Source organism: Agrobacterium sp. P15N1-A, assembly GCF_044626815.1.
Taxonomy (GTDB): domain Bacteria; phylum Pseudomonadota; class Alphaproteobacteria; order Rhizobiales; family Rhizobiaceae; genus Agrobacterium; species Agrobacterium leguminum.
Genome location: NZ_JBIUPF010000001.1, coordinates 300,997 through 318,430, shown reverse-complemented (window position 1 = coordinate 318,430; position 17,434 = coordinate 300,997). Strand labels below are relative to the sequence as shown.

The following is a 17,434-nucleotide window of genomic DNA, read 5'->3' as shown; positions in this document are numbered from 1 at the left end:
CAAAACCCTGTTGACAATCGAACAAAATGAGAACAAAGTTGGAACATAACGAGTAAGGAGAGACCAATGACTGATTTCATCCGTGACGTTGCCGCTTTCGCCTCCATCGCTGTCTTCGTAGCCAGCTTTTCGGTGATCCTCACCGCCCTGTGAAGGGCACGCCGGCGCAGAAACCTGTATGGACGCCGCAAAGCGGTGGACTTTGAGCGCCGGAAATCGGAAAATCGCCCCCTCGATTCAGAATGACAGGATGATGATATGGGCGATGCGATTGTGCGTGGAGAGACCTCTGGCGAAACGCTGAAAACTCCCGGTTTCGTCCATTTACGGGTTCATTCCGCCTATTCCCTGCTTGAGGGGGCCTTGCCCCTCAAGAAAATCATGTCCAAGGCCGTCGCGGACGGCCAGCCGGCCATTGCCATTACCGATACCAACAACCTCTTTGTCGCGCTGGAATTTTCCGAAAAGGCGCGCGATGAAGGTTTGCAGCCCATCATCGGCTGCCAGCTGTCGATCGACATGCAGGATGCGGCGGAGGACCGCCGCAACCATAACAGCCACCTTCAGAAACTTCCCGCCATCGTTCTGCTGGCCGCCAATGCCGAAGGTTACGAGCGGCTGGTGGATATCGTCAGCCGCGCCTATCTGGAAGGCGAGGGCAGCGGCCATTCCGTGCATATTACCCGTGCATGGCTGGAGGAAGCTTCCAATGCCGGCCTGCTCGCGCTGACAGGCGCTTCCGGCGGTCCGGTGGATATGGCCTTGAAGGACGGCCACACCGCCCAGGCGAAGGAACGGCTGCTGACGCTGAAGTCACTCTTCGGTGACCGGCTTTATATCGAATTGCAGCGCCAGTCCGGTTATGACCGTTCCCATGAGCGCCGCATGATTGGCCTTGCTTATGACCATGATATTCCGCTGGTTGCCACCAACGAGGCGTTTTTCCCTTCCAAGGCCGACTATGAGGCGCATGATGCGCTGATGGCGGTGGCGCATAACGCCATCGTCTCCGATGACAGCCGGTTCCGGCTCACGCCCGACCATTATCTCAAAAGTCGACAGGAAATGACGGCGCTGTTTGCCGATCTTCCCGAGGCGCTGGAAAACACCGTCGAGATCGCGCTGCGCTGTTCCTATGTGCTGAAGAAGCGCGGGCCGATCCTCCCGCGGTTCACTGGCGCCAGCGACGATCCGGAAGCAGCCGAGCGCGCCGAAACGGAGGAATTGCGCCGCCAGGCGGTGGAGGGGCTGGACCAGCGGCTCGCCGCGCTCGGTATGGCGCCCGGTTACACGGAGCAGGAGTATCGCGACAGGCTGGATTTCGAACTCGGCGTCATCTCGCGCATGAAATTCCCCGGTTACTTCCTGATCGTTGCCGACTTCATCAAATGGGCCAAGCAGCACGATATTCCAGTCGGGCCGGGCCGCGGTTCGGGTGCGGGTTCGCTTGTCGCTTATGCGCTCACGATTACCGATGTCGATCCTCTGCGCTTCTCGCTGCTGTTCGAACGCTTCCTCAATCCCGAACGCGTTTCGATGCCCGACTTCGATATCGACTTCTGCCAGGATCGTCGCGAAGAGGTGATCCGTTACGTGCAGGCCAAATATGGCCGCGAGCAGGTGGCGCAGATCATCACCTTCGGTTCGCTGCAGGCGCGCGCCGCCTTGCGCGACGTCGGCCGCGTGCTGGAAATGCCCTATGGGCAGGTGGACAAGATCTGCAAGCTGGTGCCCAACAACCCGGCCAACCCGACACCGCTGTCAAAAGCGATCGAGGAAGAACCGCGCCTGCAGGAAGAGGCGGACAAGGAGCCGGTGGTCGCTCGCCTCCTGGATATCGCCCAGAAGATCGAGGGGCTTTACCGCCACGCCTCCACCCACGCCGCCGGTATCGTCATCGGTGACCGCCCGCTGTCGAAGCTGGTGCCGATGTATCGCGATCCGCGCTCGGATATGCCGGTCACCCAGTTCAACATGAAATGGGTGGAAAGCGCCGGCCTCGTCAAATTCGACTTCCTCGGCCTGAAGACGCTGACGGTGCTGAAGGTCGCCGTCGATTTCGTTGCCAAGCGCGGCATCAAGGTCGATCTCGCGGCGATCCCGCTGGATGACGCCAAAACCTACGAGATGCTCTCGCGCGGCGAAACCATCGGCGTGTTCCAGGTGGAAAGTGCCGGCATGCGCAAGGCGCTGATCGGTATGCGGCCGGACTGCATCGAGGACATCATCGCGCTGGTGGCGCTTTATCGCCCCGGCCCGATGGAAAACATCCCGGTCTATAATGCCCGCAAACATGGCGAGGAGGAGCTGGAATCGATCCATCCGACCATCGACCATCTGCTCAAGGAAACGCAGGGCGTTATCGTCTATCAGGAACAGGTGATGCAGATCGCCCAGGTCCTCTCCGGTTATTCGCTCGGTGAAGCCGATCTTCTGCGCCGCGCCATGGGCAAGAAGATCAAGGAGGAGATGGACAAGCAGCGCGAGCGTTTCGTCGACGGCGCCATCGAGAACGGCGTCTCGAAGCCGCAGGCCAACACCATCTTCGATCTTCTGGCGAAATTTGCCAATTACGGCTTCAACAAGAGCCACGCCGCCGCCTACGCCATCGTTTCTTACCAGACCGCCTATATGAAGGCGCACTATCCGGTGGAGTTCCTGGCGGCCTCCATGACGCTCGATATGGCGAACACGGAAAAGCTCAACGATTTCCGCCAGGATGCCGGCCGCCTTGGCATCGAGGTCGTCGCACCGTCGGTGCAGACTTCGTTCCGGCAATTCGAGACGGGCGAGAACCGCATCTATTATTCGCTGGCCGCCATCAAGGGCGTGGGCGAGGGGGCGGTGGAGCACATCGTTCAGGTACGCGACGGAAAGCCGTTCACGAGCCTTGAGGATTTCTGCCTGCGCATCGATCCCAAGCAGATCAACCGGCGTGTGCTGGAAAGCCTCATCAATGCCGGCGCTTTCGATTGTTTCGGCCGCGACCGCGCCGAACTGATCGGCGGGCTGGACCGCATCATCGGTTATGCGCAGATGGCGCAGAACAACCGCGCCATTGGACAATCGGACATGTTTGGCTCCGGTGGTGGAAGCGGCCCGGAAAAGCTCATCCTTCCCGCCTTCCAGCCCTGGCTTGCCTCCGAAAAGCTGCTGCGCGAATATCAGGTGCTCGGTTTTTACCTCACCGCCCATCCGCTCGATACCTATCGCCCCGTGCTGGAAAAGCTGCGGGTGCAGAATTTCGCCGATTTTTCAGCCGCGGTGAAACAGGGCGCGACTGCCGGGCGTCTGGCCGGCACGGTGACCGGCAAGCAGGAGCGCAAGACCCGCACCGGCAACAAGATGGGCATCGTCACCTTCTCGGACGCGTCGGGCCAATATGAGGCGGTGCTGTTTTCCGAAGGGCTCGGCCAGTTCCGCGATCTGCTCGAGGTCGGCAAATCGCTGGTCATCACCGTGCAGGCGGAAGAGCGCCCGGAAGGCATCGGCCTGCGTATCCAGACGGCACAGTCGCTGGAAGAAAAATCCGTGCAGATGCAGAAGGCGTTGCGTGTTTATGTGCGCGATTCCGGCCCGCTGAAAACGGTGGCCCGCCACCTCAATACGAAAGGCGATGGCTCGGTCTATTTCATCGTCATCAAGGATGAGGGCAGCCGCGAGATCGAGGTGGAACTGACGGAGAAATACCGCATCTCGCCGGAAATCGCCGCTGCGCTGCGGTCCGCACCCGGTGTCGTCGATGTGGAACTGGTGTGAGGCTTGAGGCCTCACCCGTCGCTCATACCGGCCCTTCTTTGGTCACGGTGATGAAGTCCGTTCCGGTGCCTGTCTCCAGCTGGTGACTGATATCGGAAACGGTAATCGAGCTGCCGCTTGAAAGCTCCTGCTCGATCCGGCTGCGTATTTCCGTCGGAATTTCGAGGCGGCCGAGTACGGCGCTCAATTGATCGAAGCCGCCCGGCGCTTCGGTAACGGAGATGCCGAGCCGCTTGCGGGCAGCCGCCGGCAGATGGTTTTCCAGCGTCACGCCGTTCCATTCGGTGGTTCCGGCGACCCGATCCACGGACACGGCTTCGAAGAAATGGGTTCCGAGCGCGACTTCCGGGTCCTTGATGTCGATGGCTGCTTCGAACAGCGGCTTGAAATCCTGTCGCACCATGATCTGGCCGGTCGGTGGGTGGTCTTCACCGGCGGAGGCATAAAGCGCCGTCACGAAGGCGTCGGTCAAAAGCGGGCCGGTGGTTTTCAGCCCCTTCCAGCGCTTGAAACCATTGATGGCGCTGATCGTCATCTCCCCGGCATAACCATCGGCTGAACCGGCATCGAAGCCGAGGCGGGTCAGCACGGTCTGAATATCCATCACCTTTTCCCGCTCGCCACGCCGGGTGATGAGAATGCGCAGGGGCGAGGGCTCCCTGGTCTTTGCCGGCGGCTTGAGGGCCTGGGTCTTTTCATTGACGGCAACCTCGACCGTCCCCAAGGCCGCATCGAAGGTCGCCGGGCGCAATTCCACATCCGAAAGAAGCAGCTTGCCGTCATCGGCATCGTCGCGCGGCTGAAACAGCGCCGGATGCTGCACAAAGCGCAGCGAGACCGGCCGGTCGGTGATGATGACATGCACACCGGTCTTGGTGTCTCCGAAGAGAGACTTGGCGAATTTGGAAGGCAGGCGCACGCAGCCATGCGAGGCCGGATAGTTCGGCACCTTGCCTTCGTGCAGCGCGATGCCAGACCATGTCAGCCGTTGCATGAAGGGCATGGGCGCGGCCGAGTAGATATTCGACTCGTGGTATTTCCGCTTTTCCAGAATCGAGAAGATGCCGCTCGGTGTCTCATGTCCGACCTTGCCGGTGGAAACTTTCGAGGTGGCGACAATCTCGCCGTTCTCATAGAGCGCGAGCGACTGGTCGCTTTTCGATACCAGTATCTGCAGGGACCTGCTGTCAGCGGCAAGCGCCGGAAAGGCAAGAATGCTGGCCGACAGCATGCCAGCCATAAGACGGAGGCGGAGGGACATGACGCAATACACCACATGTACAAAACTTGCCTCACTCAATCATGCGAAGTTTAATGAAGTTTAAGGGCGGGGCGACCGCAACATCACTAATTTGTGTAAAATCTAAAATATATCCGGCGCGAGGCGGTCAGGACAGGATTGCGCGACCTGTCGCACAATCCCGCAACTGTTATTTGCGCGTTCCGAACGTATAGCCCGTCTCGACGCTGCCCTTGCCGAACTTGTCGCGCAGCTTGTCCATCGCCGCTTCCGCCGCCGCCCGGCGCCCCGCCTGTTTGTCGACGAGATCGGGCGGATCGGCGAGGCCAGCATCGCGCAGATCGCTGACGCCGATGCCGATGAGGCGGAATTTGGTGCCGTCCGTTTCCTTTTCCAGCAGCGAAAGGCCGGTGCGGAAAATCCGGTCGGCAAGCTGGGTGGGGTCATCCAGCCTGCGGTTGCGGGTGCGGCTCTTGAAGTCCGCCGTCTTCATCTTCAGCACCACCGTCTGCCCGGCAATGCCGCTCTTCTTCAGTCGCCAGGCAACCTTTTCGGAAAGCGAGCGCAGGATCGGCACCAGATCCTCATGGCGGGAAATATCGTTGAAGAAGGTGGTTTCGGAAGAGACGCTTTTGACGGGGTCGTTATTGTGCACATGCCGCTCGTCAATGCCGCGCGAGAGCCGGAAGAGGCGTTGCCCCATCACACCATAACGGCGCATCAGCTCGCTTTCCTCCATCTCCTGCAGCTGCCCGACCATGCGGATACCGTCCGCCTCCAGCGTCGCCGCAAAAGCCTTGCCCACACCCCAGATGGTCGTCACGGGCCGTGTCGCCAGAAAGGACAGCGCCTCCGTTTCGCCGATCACTGAAAAGCCGCGCGGCTTTTGCAGGTCGGACGCGACCTTGGCGAGAAATTTGCAGTAGGAAAGCCCGGCGGAAACGGTCACGCCCACTTCCTTTTCCACGCGCCGGGCGAATTTCGCCAGCACACGGGCCGGTGGATCGTGATGCAGCTTCTCGGTGCCGGAAAGATCGAGAAACGCCTCGTCTATGGAAAGCGGCTGCACCAGCGGCGTCAATTCCTGCATCATCGCCCGGATTTCGCGCCCGACACGGCTATATTTTTCCATATCCGGCTTGATGACGATTGCGTCGGGACAGGCTTCCAGCGCCTTGAACATGGGCATGGCGGAACGCACGCCGTGAATGCGGGCGATATAACAGGCGGTGGAAACCACCCCGCGCTTGCCGCCGCCAACGATCACAGGCTTGTCGGCAAGCTCGGGATTGTCCCGTTTTTCAACGGAGGCATAAAAAGCGTCACAGTCGATATGGGCGATGCTCAGATCGTAGAGTTCGGCATGATAAACAAGGCGTGGGCTGCCGCAGGCACGGCAACGCCTCAGCCCTTCTGGCTGGCCGGCCAGACAGTCGCGGCAAAAACCGGGATCATAGGGTTGCGACGTGAACATGGGCCGAAAACAAAACCAGAACGTTGCCGACCATACTCCGGCCGTGACAACGGCTCAAGGGGGCGACCCGTCAATACACGCCTGAATCCAGCCCCGGCCCGGAAAAGTGATGCCAGGCGGCCGCCACTGTTTCGGGGGGAGTATCGGTCGCGGCGCAAAACGCCATGAGATCCGGTTCATGGCTCATTAGAAAATCGGTGAGGCCGGCAAGAAAGCCGGGATCGCTGACGGCCTGGCGCAGCATATTGGCCTGCAACCCGCTCAGTGCCAGAAAACGCGCCAGCATTTCCGGTTCGTTTGCCAGCCAGCCAAGTATGGCGGCTGCCGTTTCTTGCGGATCCTGGCCGGCATTGCCTTTGTTTTTCGTATCGCGCAGCATTTCTTCCCCGAAGTTACCTATTTTGAAACCAAATCCCTCTAGCCTTGCGCAACGAATGGACGATGGAATCGGTTCTCTGGCAACTTATATGTCTGGATGAAGGTTTCAAAGCGAAACGGGGACTGCTCACCATGCCCAAGCAGGTCATGATAGTCGAAGACAACGAGCTGAACATGAAGCTCTTTCGCGACCTGATCGAGGCGTCCGGTTATACGACGATTCAGACGCGCAACGGCATGGAAGCGCTCGATCTCGCCCGCAAGCACCGCCCGGACCTCATCCTCATGGATATCCAGCTGCCAGAAGTTTCGGGGCTGGAGGTGACGAAGTGGCTGAAGGAAGATGACGAGCTGCATGTCATTCCGGTCATCGCGGTCACGGCTTTCGCCATGAAGGGCGACGAGGAGCGGATTCGCCAGGGCGGATGCGAGGCCTATGTGTCGAAGCCGATTTCCGTTCCGAAGTTCATCGAAGTCATCAAGACTTATCTGGGCGATGCGTGAGGCGACTGGGGAACGGTTATGACGGCGAGAGTTCTGGTTGTTGACGATATTCCGGCCAATGTGAAGCTTCTCGAAGCCCGTCTTCTGGCGGAATATTTCGATGTCGTCACCGCCGAGGATGGTTTCAAGGCGCTGGCGATCTGTGACGAGGAGCAGGTCGATATCATCCTGCTCGATATCATGATGCCGGGCATGGACGGCTTCGAGGTCTGCGAAAGGCTGAAGGCCAATCCGAATACCGCACATATTCCGGTGGTTATGGTCACGGCACTCGATCAGCCGTCGGACCGCGTGCGCGGCCTCAAGGCCGGCGCCGACGATTTTCTCACCAAGCCGGTCAATGACCTTCAACTCATCGCCCGTGTCAAAAGCCTCGTGCGCCTCAAGGCCGTCAGCGACGAATTGCGGCTGCGCGCCGAAACCGCACGGCAAATCGGCATCGAGGAGATGCTGCGCAGCGATGGCCTGATGCAGACACCCGGCCGCGTGCTGGTTGCGGATGGCCGCGCCAGCTCGCAGGAACGTATCGTGCGGGCGCTGAAGCCCGTTGCCGAGGTCGATGCCGTCACCGAGCCGCAGGCGGCGCTGCTCAAGGCCGCGGGCAATCCGTTCGAACTCGTCATCGTCAACTCTAATTTCGAGAATTACGATCCGCTGCGGCTGTGCTCGCAGCTTCGCTCGCTGGAACGCACCCGTTTCCTGCCGCTGCTTCTGGTGGCGGAACAGGGGGCGGACGATATGGTGGCGCGGGCGCTCGATCTCGGTGTGAATGATTACATTCTCCGCCCGATCGATCCGAACGAACTCGTCGCGCGCTCGCTGACGCAGATCAGGCGCAAGCGCTACAACGAGCATCTGCGGCTCAATCTTCAGCACACGATGGAACTCGCCATTGTCGATGGGCTGACCGGCCTCAACAATCGCCGTTACCTCGATAATCACCTGAAGATACTCTTCGACCGTGCTGCCGTTCGCGGCCGCCCGATTTCCATCTGCATGACCGATATAGACCGCTTCAAGCTGGTCAACGATACCTATGGCCACGATGTTGGCGATGAGGTGCTGCGGGAATTTGCAGCGCGCATTCGCAGCACGGTGCGCGGCGCGGATCTCGCCTGCCGTTATGGCGGGGAGGAGTTCGTCGTCGTCATGCCCGATACGCCGATGGAGCTTGCGGCAAGCGTCGCCGAGCGCCTGCGGTCGATAGTCGAGGACAAGCCTTTTTATGTTCGTTCCATCGACCGGGAATTGAGCATTACCGCCTCCCTCGGCATTGCCACCAGCAGCGGTGCCTTCGGCGCGCCGGACGAAATCCTGAAGCAGGCGGACAAGGCGCTCTACGAGGCGAAACACGCCGGTCGCAACCGCGTCGTTGCTGCCGCTGCCTGAAGCGTCAGCGGCGGATTAACTAAAAATATTGCGCAATCTCTCCCTCATATCCCGGCGAAATAGTTATTCGGGAATACGGGGAGGGCGTCGCGAGACTGCAAGCCATTGACCTTGGATGTATTTTATCCCTTTGCAATGAAAAGATGCAGATTGGCGATATAAATAGAGTTCAAGTTGAAAAATACGTTGAATTCAATCTCTCCGGCAACTATAGTGTGCCAGCTTTGTATACTTAACCATGTTTCCCAGGTGATGTATCTCTGGCTTAAGAATTTGTTGATTTTTATTTTACTTCTGCGCACACTCCCTATTGAGAGTAACAGTTCTTCCGGCGGTTTATCCGTCTTGTGATGATGAATGATAGCGGCTTTAGCCGTCGCGATTTCGCTCGTCAGGGGCTGGTATTGCGTAGTTTGAATGCCCCATGATGCTCAGGTCCGCCGCATCTCCTGAATCGTGGGGTCGGTCGGCTGACGATGTCCGAATCGGTTCCTCGTGCCGTAATCGCATCGTTGGCCGACCGCCTTCTTCCCGAAAATTGCCTGTTCGTGGTGCGCGTGTCGCAGCGTAGCGGCTTGTGCGGTCGTCTTCGTTCACGTCATGTGCGGGGTCGTGATACGAGGCAGGGGCGGATGCGTATCCTTGGGATACTTCTTCCAAGCATCTGAATGATTGCGGCGGCGGATGGGGCGTCAGGCCATATCGTCGGACTTACCCATAGCTACTCGCGCGCTTTGCCGGTGACGGCGGCGATTTCCGGGGGGCAGCGGGGAGGCGGGGCCTTATTGGCCGCCTGCAAAGCCTCTGGGCGCGACAAGGCTGGTGGCAGCCTCTTCCTTCGGCACAAACAAAAAACGCGCCCGTTGGGCGCGCTTTTGTCGGAGACCGATCAAGAAATTACTTGATCTTGGTTTCCTTGAATTCAACGTGCTTGCGTACAACCGGGTCGTACTTCGTCTTCGTCATCTTGTCCGTGAACGTACGGCTGTTCTTGGTGGTGACGTAGAAGGTACCGGTGTCGGCTGTCGACAGCAGCTTGATCTTGATTGTTGTAGCTTTCGCCATGGTCGTCCTGCCTTTAAACAAAAGAGAAGCCGCAGGCGCTTCTCACCTCGGCTAAATCTGGCGCGAAACTACGTATCGCGCCTGAAAAGTCAAGCCTGTTTTGCCCGGAAAACAAAACGGACGATATAAAGCACCACGTAAAGCCCGAAAAATACCGCCAGCGACCAGGCAAAGCCATCGGTTCCGGCAAGGTCCATGGAAATGCCCACAGCCTGCGGCCCCGCAATCGTGCCCATGGCGTAACAGAAGATGAAGGCGGCATTGGCGGCGACCAGATCGGCGCCCTTCAGGCGCGATCCGAGATGGGTAAGGCCGACAGTATACATGCCGGAGACCAGCCCGCCCCAGAACAGCAGCAGGGCCGCCACCAGAATCCAGCTTTCCACCAGGAAAGGCAGCGCCAGCGTGCCGCAGACGCCGGCAAAGGCCATCAGCCCCAGCATCGTCCGCCGGTCCTTCATCCGGTCCGAAAGCAGGCCGATTGGTATCTGGAAGACCATATTGCCGATGCCCATCACGGTAAGGAGAAGTGCCGCCTGCGATTCGTTGAAGCCTTCCCGCGTCGCATAGATCGGAAACAGCGAAAGGCCACCTGCCTGCACCGAACCGAAGACGAAGGCAGCCGCGGACGCCATGGGCACCAGCCAGACATAACGGACGAAATGGTGGTTGGGCCGCTCGTCCAGTTCCGGGCTTTCGCCGCGCGCCATGAAGATCGGGATCGCTGCGAGCAGGATGATCGCCGCGCCGACCAGAAACGGCAATATGCCTTCGCTGCCGACCACGGAAAACAGCAGCGGACCGACCGCGAAGCCGACCGCTAGGCCGGTGGCGTAGATGCCGAGAACCATGCCGCGCTTCCTGGGCGGCGCGGTCATGTTGATCCAGTATTCGGAGAGAATGAAAAGCGTGGTGGTGGCGCCGTGGAAAACGATTCGCAGCGGAAACCACATCCAGAAGGCCTCGGCGAAATAAAAACCGAGCGCGCTCAGCGCCGAAACGAAGACTGCGAACAGCATGGTTCGCGCCACGCCGAAATCATGGGCGATCTTGGTGGTCACGGGGGCCGCCATCATCGCCGCGACGCCGGCCATGGCCGAATTCACCCCGATCATGGTGGAAGAGATGCCGCGCTTCTCAAGGATGATCGACAGGAGCGGAAGGCCAAGGCCGATGGCGACACCGACCGCACTGATGGCGGAAATGGCGGCGATCAGTGAGGGCCAGTGAATGGCGTCCGCTTCTTCGCATTTCATTTGTGACATGACGGCCTTTATACAAAGTCTCGAATGAACCGGCCGTGGCGCGTGACATAGAGCCGCGCGGGGCTTTCAAAGGGCAATGAGGGATCACCTATCATGAGTTTTGTGACATCTTCGAGAACCGTGCGCGTGATTTTCGGCATGTTCAGACCGGAAAGGTCTGTCATGTCAAGCCATTGCACATTGTGCAACTCCTCGGAATCACGGGTTAGCCGGGTATCCAGCCGCAATTCGTCGGCATAACAGCAGAAGAATCGCGTGTCGTAGCGCCGCACATTGCCGGGTGGAGTGATGGCGCGGGCCACATATCGGAAACGGGAAAGATCGGGACCCATGGTGCTCAAGCCGAGATCCACGCCGGTTTCCTCGAAAAGCTCGCGCGCGGCGGCGAGCGCCAGTGCCCTTGCGCCGGCAGCGCTGAGCCGCCGCGCTGCGGAGGCGGTGAGGCGGTGGAGGACGGCGGGATGCAGATCGCCCGAAAATGGCAGCGCGTGGTCGCGCGGATCGCGTTTGCCGCCGGGAAACACATAAGCGCCCGGCATGAAGACATGGGCGCTGCTGCGCTGGCCCATCAGCACCCTGAGTTGCGAGCCGGAACGGTCGAACAGAATGATGGAGGCGGCGTCCCGCGGCCGCATGGGCGCGCTCGCCGTTTCGGCACGCCGGGGAAGCTGAGGCATGTGCAAAGTCCCGCCCGCCGTCAGTGAGACGAGCCGTCGATCTGCGCTTTTTGCTGTTTTCGGTCGAAGCCGTGCATCTTCAGCGCCCATTGCAGGCCGATGACACCGCCCTTGATGGGTTGCAGCGTCAAAAGTGCGGCGAGAATGGTGATCGGCACCCAGATGGCGAAATGCACCCACATGGGAACGGAAAACACCATATCGGTCATCATGAAACCGCCGACGGCGATATGGCCGATGATGACGATGGAAATATAGGGCGGCAGGTCATCGGACCGGTGGTGGTGCATTTCTTCGCCGCAGGCGGCGCAGGCGTCTACCGGCTTCAGAAAGGCCCGGAACAGGCGTCCGCTGCCGCACGCGGGACAGCGATTGGCCATTCCCCGCATGATCGAGCGGCCAAGCGGCCGTTCCGCGCTGTCGTCTCCGAAGGTAACTGTTTCCGAGCCCTGATGTGCACTCATCCTTAAGTCCTTCTCCCGTTTTTCAACCGCCTGAAGCGGCCTTGTTATCGTCGCCTTCTGGGCGGCCGTGTTCCGGGCTTTGCGGCAGGACGCGATGTCCGCCGGCCTGCCTTGTGGAACGAGCGCGTGCCGACCGGCATCTTGCGCCCCGGGCTCAGCATATCGAAACGAAGCGCGCCTGCCAAAGGCACCGCTTCCGCAAGCCGCACCTGAACCGTGTCGCCAAGCTGGTATCCGAGGCCCGTCTTTTCTCCTGTCAGGGCCTGATGGGCCTCATCGTAAAGGAAATAGTCGGTTCCGAGTGTAGATATAGGAACAAAACCGTCGGCGCCAAATTGCGGAAGCGCGACAAAAAGTCCCGCCTTGGTGACACCGGAGACGCGGCCCTCGAATTCTTCGCCCACCCGTTCAGACAGATGATGCGCGATCAGCCGGTTGACGGTGTCGCGTTCGGCAGCCATGGCGCGGCGCTCGAAGGTCGAGATTTCGGCGGCGATATCGTCCAGCGTCGCCTCTTCCTGCGGCGTGTTGCCGCCTTCGCCGAGGCCAAGCGACCCCACCAGCGCGCGATGCACGATGAGGTCGGCATAACGGCGGATCGGCGAGGTGAAATGCGCATATTTCATCAGGTTGAGGCCAAAATGGCCGATATTCTCCGGGCTGTAGATTGCCTGGCTCTGGCTGCGCAGCACCATCTCGTTGACCATGATCTGGTGCGGCGTATCGAGTGCGCGGGCCAGAATGCCGTTGAAGGAATTGGCGCGCATCGCCGCACCCTTGGCCATGGAAATGCCGATGGTGCCGAGGAATTCACGCAGCACCTCCTGCTTGGAAAGCGTGGGCGCATCATGGACGCGATAGACCAGCGGCTGCTTCTTCTTCTCCAGCGTTTCTGCAGCGGCGACATTCGCCTGGATCATCATTTCCTCGATCAGCTTATGCGCGTCGAGGCGCTCGGGAATGACGACCTTGTCCACCGTACCGTCGGGCCTGAGCTGAATCTTGCGCTCCGGCATGTCGAGTTCCAGCGGCTGGCGGCGGTCGCGGCCGCGCTTCATCACCGCATAGGCGTGCCATAGCGGCTTAAGGATCGGTTCCAGCAGCGGGCCGGTCTTGTCGTCCGGCCGTCCATCGATGGCGGCCTGTGCCTGTTGATAGGAGAGCTTGGCAGCGCTCTTCATCATGATGCGGTGGAAGGTGTGGCCGGCCTTGCGGCCTTCCTTCGAAAAGATCATCCGCACCGCAAGGGCAGGGCGGTCGACGCCTTCCTTCAGCGAGCAGAGATCGTTGGAAATGCGCTCCGGCAGCATCGGCACGACGCGGTCGGGGAAATAGACGGAGTTGCCGCGCTTCAGCGCTTCGCGGTCCAGCGGCGAACCGGAACGCACATACCAGGAGACATCGGCAATGGCGACGGTGACGATGACACCGTCAGGATTGTCGGGCGACGTGTCGGGCTCGGCATAGACCGCGTCGTCATGGTCCTTGGCGTCGGCCGGATCGATGGTGATGAGCGGCAGGTCGCGCCAGTCCTCGCGGTGCGACATGCTGGCCGCCTTGGCGGCATCCGCCTCGGCCAGAACGTTCGAGGGGAAGATGTGCGGAATGCCGTGGGAATGGATCGCGATCATCGAGATCGCCTTTTCCGAGGCCACCGAGCCGATGACCGATAGCACCTTGGCGCGCGTCAGCCCGTAACGGCCGCTATTGCGCGAGGTTTCCACCTCGATCAGATCGCCGTCTTTTGCATCGCCGACGCCGTCGGGGTCAATGACCATTTCCTCGCCGCGCCGGTCGATCGGCATCAGGCGTCCGCCGCCGCCCGCCGTCTCCTTGAACACGCCGAGCAGCGCGTTCTGGCGGCGGTCGATCAGCTTGACGACGCGGGCCGTATAGGCCGGGCCGGAGCTTTCCTTGGAGGGGAAGATTTTCGCCAGAATGCGGTCGCCAAGACCAGCGGCCGGCGCCTTCTTGCCGCGATCCTGCGATGACTGGCGGATGAGCACGGCCGGCGCCGCACCCATATCCTCCGGCCATTCGGCCGGGCGACCGATCAATTCGCCGTCCTTGTCGCGGGTGGTGATATCGAGAACCGTGACCGGCGGCAGGCCGCCCGGCCGCGTCAGCGACTTGCGGCTCTTCTGCACCATGCCGTCGGTTTCAAGCTCTTTCAGCAGCGCTTTGAGAACGACGCGGTTTTCACCCTTCAGCCCGAAAGCCTTGGCGATTTCCCGCTTGGAGGCCTGTTGCGGATGGTCGGCGATGAATTTCAGCAGCACCTCGCGGGAAGGCACCTCGCCATGGATGATGCCTTCACCTTCACTGACCCGCTTGCCGCGCCCGGTGCGTCCGAAACCGTCGCTGGCTGAACCCTGTCTCTGACGCGGCGCTTTGCTCACTCTGCTGCCTTCTTGGGTTTGGCCGCTGCCTTCGGCTTGGCGGCCGTCTTGCTCTTCGTTGCCGCCTTGGCCTTGGTCGCCTTCGGCTTTGCTGCGGCGTCACCATCGGCCTTCTTGGCAGCCGTCTTCCTGCCCTTGGCAGGCTTGCCGCCGGTGCCGGTCTTGGCGATGCGCTCGGCGATCAGCACCAGCGCCTCGTCCAGCGTCACCGAAGCCGGGTCCTGACCCTTCGGAATGGTGGCGTTGACCTTGCCCCAGTTGACGTAAGCGCCATAACGCCCGTCGCGAACGGTGATCGCGCCGCCATCTGGATGGTCGCCAAGTTCCTTCAGCGCCGCCGGCGTGCCGCTGCGGCCGCGACCCGGTCCCTTGCTCTGCTTTTCGGCAATCACGGTCACGGCGCGGTTGAGGCCGATAGAGAACACGTCCTCGATGCTTTCGAGATTCGCATAGGAACCGTCATGCAGCAGGAACGGCCCATAGCGGCCGAGGCCGGCGGAAATCATCTTGCCGGTTTCCGGGTGCTTGCCGATATCGCGCGGCAGGTTGATGAGCGCCAACGCCTTTTCGTGGTCGATATCCTCAGGCTTCCAGCCCTTGGGCAGCGAGGAGCGCTTGGCCTCCTTGCCGTCACCGCGCTGGATATAGGGCCCGAAACGGCCGGAGCGCAGCGTCAGCTCCTCGCCGGTCATGGGATCGGCGCCCAGCGCCTTCGGCTCGTTCGAAGCCGCAGCTTCGGCTTCCGAACCGTCCGAGGTCAGCTGGCGGGTGTAGTTGCATTCCGGATAGTTGGAGCAACCGACGAAAGCGCCGTATTTGCCAAGCTTCAGCGAAAGATTGCCGGTGCCGCAAACCTGACAGATGCGCGGATCGGAACCATCCTCGCGCTTGGGGAAGACCAGCGGCGCCAGAACCTCGTTCAGCGCATCCAGAACGTTGGTGACACGCAGTTCCTTGGTGTCTTCGATCTGGGCGAAGAAATCCTTCCAGAAATCGCGCAGAACCTGCTTCCAGTCCAGTTCGCCGGCGGAAATCCGGTCGAGCTTTTCTTCAAGCGCGGCGGTGAAGTCGTATTCTACGTACTTGGTGAAGAAGCTTTCGAGGAAAGCCGTCACCAGCCGGCCGCGCGAATGCGGCACCAGCTTGCGCTTGTCGACGACGATATATTCACGGTCGCTCAGCGTCTTAAGCGTTGCCGCATAGGTGGAAGGACGGCCGATGCCGAGTTCTTCCATCTTCTTGATCAGCGAGGCTTCCGAATAACGCGGCGGCGGTTCGGTGAAGTGCTGGCTGGCGTTGATCTTCTGCTTGGCGAGGTTCTCGCGCTCGTTGATCGGCGGCAGACGACCTTCGTCGTCACCGTCATCGCTCTGTTCGCCATCTTCCTTCTGGTCGGTATAGGCGGCGATGAAACCGTCGAAGCGGATGACAGAGCCGACGGCGCGCAGGCCAGCCTTTTCGCCGCCATTGCTGGCGAGGATTTCCACCGTGGTCCGCTCGATTTCCGCCGAGGCCATCTGGCTCGCTATGCCGCGCTTCCAAATCAGGTCATAAAGACGCAGCTGATCAGGATCGAGGTAACGCTTCACCTGATCCGGCGTGCGATTGAAATCGGTCGGGCGGATCGCCTCGTGCGCCTCCTGGGCGTTTTTGGCTTTGGTGGAATAGAAACGCGCCTTTTCCGGCACGTAACGGCCGCCGAACTGCTCGCCAATGGCGCGGCGGGCGGCATCGATCGCTTCCGGGGCCATCTGCACGCCATCGGTACGCATATAGGTGATCAAACCGACGGTCTCGCCGCCGATGTCGATGCCTTCGTAAAGTTTCTGCGCCACCTGCATGGTGCGCGAGGCGGAAAAGCCCATGCGCGAGGAGGCCGCCTGCTGCAGCGTCGAAGTGGTGAAGGGCGGGCCGGGATTGCGCTTGACGGGTTTCGCCTCGACGCTTTCGACCACATAGGTCGCGCCTTCCAGCAGCGCCTTCAGCCGGTTCGCATCGTCTCCGGTCTTGATCGAGCGGCTTTGCAGGCGCTTGCCATCGGCCGAAACCAGCTTGGCTTCGAACTCGTCACCGCGCGGTGTCTTCAAAAGCGCGCTGATGTTCCAGTACTCCTCGGAGACGAAACGCTCGATCTCGGATTCGCGGTCGCAGACGAGGCGCAGCGCAACCGACTGAACGCGGCCGGCGGAACGCGCGCCGGGCAGCTTGCGCCACAGCACGGGCGACAGATTGAAGCCGACGAGATAATCCAGCGCGCGGCGGGCGAGATAGGCGTCGACCAGCGGCACGTCGATGTCGCGCGGGTTCGCCATGGCGTCCAGCACCGCTTTTTTGGTGATGGCGTTGAAGACCACGCGCTTCACCGGCTTGTCGCCGAGGACGCGCTTCTTCTTCAAAAGATCGAGAACGTGCCAGGAGATGGCCTCGCCTTCGCGATCCGGGTCGGTTGCGAGAATGAGGCCGTCGGAGGATTTTACCGCATCGGCAATATCCTTCATGCGCTTGGCGGATGCGCTGTCGACCTCCCAGGACATTTCGAAATCCTGGTCGGGCAGCACCGATCCGTCCTTGGCAGGAAGGTCTCTGACGTGGCCAAAGGATGCAAGAACCTTGTAGCCCGAGCCAAGATACTTGTTGATCGTCTTGGCTTTGGCAGGAGATTCTACGACGACGACATTCATATTGTTTTTCTCTGGAACTGGTCCGTTAACGTGGCCGGGTCACGGCGCAATGCCGCAATTCGCCTTCTTTATATTTCGACATGGACAGGTAATGCGCGCGGGTCAAGAGGCAAGACCGATTTTATCGCTTCAAGGCGAT

12 protein-coding genes are annotated in these 17,434 nt (G+C 60.5%); 3 read left to right on the top strand and 9 right to left on the bottom strand.

The features are described 5' to 3' along the window. The first annotated feature begins 258 nt into the window (after positions 1–258). Entirely contained in the window at positions 259–3,759 is a 3,501-nt protein-coding gene (gene dnaE, locus ACIK7D_RS01545) for a DNA polymerase III subunit alpha (RefSeq protein WP_400155469.1), read from the top strand. Positions 3,760–3,781: 22 nt separating this feature from the next. On the opposite strand, the gene ACIK7D_RS01540 is transcribed toward dnaE, so the two are convergent. From ACIK7D_RS01540 to ACIK7D_RS01530, 3 genes are all read right to left on the bottom strand, one after another. Then, positions 3,782–5,020, bottom strand: a complete 1,239-nt coding sequence (locus tag ACIK7D_RS01540; RefSeq protein ID WP_400155468.1) for a L,D-transpeptidase family protein — start codon at positions 5,018–5,020, stop codon at positions 3,782–3,784. Positions 5,021–5,189: 169 nt separating this feature from the next. After that, a complete protein-coding gene (locus ACIK7D_RS01535) occupies positions 5,190–6,473 on the bottom strand; it encodes a DNA polymerase IV (RefSeq protein WP_400155467.1) in 1,284 nt (427 codons plus the stop codon). A gap of 70 nt (positions 6,474–6,543) precedes the next feature. After that, positions 6,544–6,852: a DUF3572 domain-containing protein gene (locus tag ACIK7D_RS01530; RefSeq protein WP_400155466.1), complete on the bottom strand. Its 309-nt coding sequence runs from the start codon at positions 6,850–6,852 to the stop codon at positions 6,544–6,546. A gap of 131 nt (positions 6,853–6,983) precedes the next feature. Between ACIK7D_RS01530 and ACIK7D_RS01525 the strand changes: the two genes are divergently transcribed. Next, positions 6,984–7,355 (top strand): response regulator, encoded by a 372-nt coding sequence (locus ACIK7D_RS01525; RefSeq protein WP_003521498.1) that lies wholly within the window; start codon positions 6,984–6,986, stop codon positions 7,353–7,355. 18 nt (positions 7,356–7,373) lie between these two features. Beyond that, entirely contained in the window at positions 7,374–8,744 is a 1,371-nt protein-coding gene (locus ACIK7D_RS01520) for a PleD family two-component system response regulator (RefSeq protein WP_080817164.1), read from the top strand. Positions 8,745–9,641: 897 nt separating this feature from the next. Here the strand turns inward: ACIK7D_RS01520 and rpmG are convergent. From rpmG to topA, 6 genes are all read right to left on the bottom strand, one after another. Then, on the bottom strand, positions 9,642–9,809 hold the full coding sequence (gene rpmG / locus ACIK7D_RS01515; RefSeq protein ID WP_003496403.1) for a 50S ribosomal protein L33: 168 nt from the start codon (positions 9,807–9,809) through the stop codon (positions 9,642–9,644). 89 nt (positions 9,810–9,898) lie between these two features. After that, the gene (locus tag ACIK7D_RS01510) at positions 9,899–11,065 is read right to left on the bottom strand and encodes an MFS transporter (RefSeq protein WP_262535491.1); all 1,167 of its coding nucleotides are present in this window, start codon (positions 11,063–11,065) and stop codon (positions 9,899–9,901) included. Between the two features lie 17 nt (positions 11,066–11,082). Continuing rightward, the gene (locus tag ACIK7D_RS01505; RefSeq protein WP_400155999.1) at positions 11,083–11,709 is read right to left on the bottom strand and encodes an NUDIX hydrolase; all 627 of its coding nucleotides are present in this window, start codon (positions 11,707–11,709) and stop codon (positions 11,083–11,085) included. Positions 11,710–11,771: 62 nt separating this feature from the next. After that, positions 11,772–12,215: a DUF983 domain-containing protein gene (locus tag ACIK7D_RS01500; protein ID WP_059752697.1), complete on the bottom strand. Its 444-nt coding sequence runs from the start codon at positions 12,213–12,215 to the stop codon at positions 11,772–11,774. Positions 12,216–12,259: 44 nt separating this feature from the next. Then, positions 12,260–14,614, bottom strand: a complete 2,355-nt coding sequence (gene rnr, locus ACIK7D_RS01495; RefSeq protein WP_400155465.1) for a ribonuclease R — start codon at positions 14,612–14,614, stop codon at positions 12,260–12,262. Continuing rightward, entirely contained in the window at positions 14,611–17,295 is a 2,685-nt protein-coding gene (gene topA / locus ACIK7D_RS01490) for a type I DNA topoisomerase (protein WP_080817161.1), read from the bottom strand. The genes rnr and topA overlap by 4 nt, the downstream gene beginning before the upstream one ends. Positions 17,296–17,434: the final 139 nt, after the last annotated feature.

Coding starts and splice junctions, on each gene's coding strand:
- ACIK7D_RS01530 (WP_400155466.1), bottom strand. CDS start 6,852: ATGCTGCGCGATACGAAAAACAAAGGCAATGCCGGCCAGGATCCGCAA.
- ACIK7D_RS01535 (WP_400155467.1), bottom strand. CDS start 6,473: ATGTTCACGTCGCAACCCTATGATCCCGGTTTTTGCCGCGACTGTCTG.
- topA (WP_080817161.1), bottom strand. CDS start 17,295: ATGAATGTCGTCGTCGTAGAATCTCCTGCCAAAGCCAAGACGATCAAC.
- ACIK7D_RS01500 (WP_059752697.1), bottom strand. CDS start 12,215: ATGAGTGCACATCAGGGCTCGGAAACAGTTACCTTCGGAGACGACAGC.
- ACIK7D_RS01540 (WP_400155468.1), bottom strand. CDS start 5,020: ATGTCCCTCCGCCTCCGTCTTATGGCTGGCATGCTGTCGGCCAGCATT.
- ACIK7D_RS01525 (WP_003521498.1), top strand. CDS start 6,984: ATGCCCAAGCAGGTCATGATAGTCGAAGACAACGAGCTGAACATGAAG.
- ACIK7D_RS01520 (WP_080817164.1), top strand. CDS start 7,374: ATGACGGCGAGAGTTCTGGTTGTTGACGATATTCCGGCCAATGTGAAG.
- dnaE (WP_400155469.1), top strand. CDS start 259: ATGGGCGATGCGATTGTGCGTGGAGAGACCTCTGGCGAAACGCTGAAA.
- ACIK7D_RS01510 (WP_262535491.1), bottom strand. CDS start 11,065: ATGAAATGCGAAGAAGCGGACGCCATTCACTGGCCCTCACTGATCGCC.
- rpmG (WP_003496403.1), bottom strand. CDS start 9,809: ATGGCGAAAGCTACAACAATCAAGATCAAGCTGCTGTCGACAGCCGAC.
- ACIK7D_RS01505 (WP_400155999.1), bottom strand. CDS start 11,709: ATGCGGCCGCGGGACGCCGCCTCCATCATTCTGTTCGACCGTTCCGGC.